The 1,879-nt window shown below is 46.4% G+C and carries 1 protein-coding gene; it reads left to right on the top strand.

Going from position 1 to position 1,879, the window contains the following annotated elements:
* The first annotated feature begins 150 nt into the window (after positions 1–150).
* On the top strand, positions 151–1,608 hold the full coding sequence (locus OCV99_RS17920; RefSeq protein ID WP_158372381.1) for a DDE-type integrase/transposase/recombinase: 1,458 nt from the start codon (positions 151–153) through the stop codon (positions 1,606–1,608).
* Positions 1,609–1,879 lie beyond the last annotated feature (271 nt).

Below are 1,879 nucleotides of genomic sequence, written 5' to 3'. Positions count from 1 at the left end.
GGTAGTGTCAAAAACTACCTGTTTTTTTGTACTAAAATCTAATAAAAACCTTGATTTTTAGGGAAATCTGCAATAAAAAGAGCATTGACCTCCTTTTTCGTGTATAATGAGTTCACCACAAATCCATTACCTCGAAAGGAGCCAATGCTCATGGACATTATACAATACTTACTCTCTGTAATTCAATATCTTTACCAGCAAAACTGCTGGCTGATCAACTTCATCTGCAGATATGTCCCCCTCAAGCAATGGGCTTTTGATGATTCCCATTCCCCAAAGTACCAAAAGTTCAAAATTGATGAACTCCCTCTGATCACTGACTTCCGTCAGGACTGGACTTATAAGGATCTCATCCCCTACTACGAAAAACGCTATGGCAAAAAGATCCGCCCTGTCAGCCGCCGGTCTGAATGTGATATTCCGGACACCTGCACCTGCCCCCGCTGTGATGCCCCAAAACCCTTTCTGTACAAAAACAATGGGGCCAAGGGACAGCTCCTGTGTAAGATCTGTGATGCAAGATTCTCCCCGCATGAAAGCCGCTTCTCCTCTGTAAAACTGCGCTGTCCTCACTGTGGAAATGCTCTCGTTCCCAAAAAAGACCGGAAACACTTTGTCATCCACAAGTGCGTCAATCCCAAATGCCCCTACTACCTTCACAACCTGAAAAAGGTGGATAAGGAAGACCTCAAAGAGGATTACGGCAAGAACAAATATAAACTCCACTACATCTACCGCGAATTCACGATAGATTTTTTCAGCATGGACTTAAACACCCTTCCAAAGAACGCATCTTCCCTGAAATTCAGTAAGCACAACGCACATGTCATGTCCCTGTGCCTGACCCTCCATATCAATCTCGGGCTGTCCCTGCGCAAAACCTCTCAGGCACTCAAAGATTTGTATAACATCAGTATCTCCCACCAGCAGATCGCCAACTATTGTAAGACCGCTGCCAGCTGCATCAAGCCCTTTGTTGACCAGTATCCTTACGAAAAAGGAGATGTCTTTACTGCCGATGAAACCTACATAAAAATCCGCGGTCTCAAAACATACGTCTGGCTTATCATGAATGCTGCAACCCGTTCCATTATCGGCTACCAGGTATCCGATAATCGTGGTGTCGGCCCATGCATCCTCGCCATGCGCATGGCATTCCGGGGACTTGCCAAGCTGCCCGAAAACTTTAAGTTCATCGCTGACGGTTACAGCGCCTATCCTCTCGCCGCAATGGAATTCGTAAAGAAGTTCGGGAAAGACTTTTCCTTCAAAATCACTCAGGTCATTGGGCTTACCAACGACGATTCTGTTTCTACAGAACACCGCCCATTCAAGCAGATGATTGAGCGGCTCAACCGCACCTATAAGGCTTCTTACCGTCACACAAACGGCTTTGATAACATCGACGGCGCTAATTATGACCTTGCCCTCTGGGTTGCATACTACAACTTTCTCAGACCCCATAAACACAAGAAATATAAAGTCCTCAACGAAGTAGAAATGCTGCAGGGTGCTGACAACATGCCCGGCAAGTGGCAGCTTCTCATCTTCCTCGGTCAGCAGACCATCCTGAAGCAACAGCACGGCGAAGCCGCTAACTGTTCTTAGATTCTGAGCCGGAAGGGAAAACAGCCACCGGAAGCACGGCTTCCGGCTTTGCCATTGATGGCACGCCAAAACAATGCTACAATGCTGTGGATCAGACGGAGAAAACTAACTGTTCTTGAGTTCTTCGCCGTCGGTAGGACGTTCAGAGCATTGTTTTGGTGCGCCGTCAAGGGTGGCGTACACTGCCAATCACTAACATATCTGCAATTTTCAAGGTTCATCTGAGCCTATTTTTTTAACTCAGTTTTTTCATAGATTACTTGACACTACC

Origin of the sequence: Dorea acetigenes (assembly GCF_025567385.1) — a bacterium.
Classification (GTDB): domain Bacteria; phylum Bacillota; class Clostridia; order Lachnospirales; family Lachnospiraceae; genus Claveliimonas; species Claveliimonas acetigenes.
Note: the sequence above shows the minus strand (reverse complement) of the source record. Positions and strands in the feature narration are given on the sequence as shown.

Bases quoted from the DNA above. Each gene is read 5' to 3' on its own strand.
- OCV99_RS17920 (WP_158372381.1), top strand. From the start codon at position 151: ATGGACATTATACAATACTTACTCTCTGTAATTCAATATCTTTACCAG.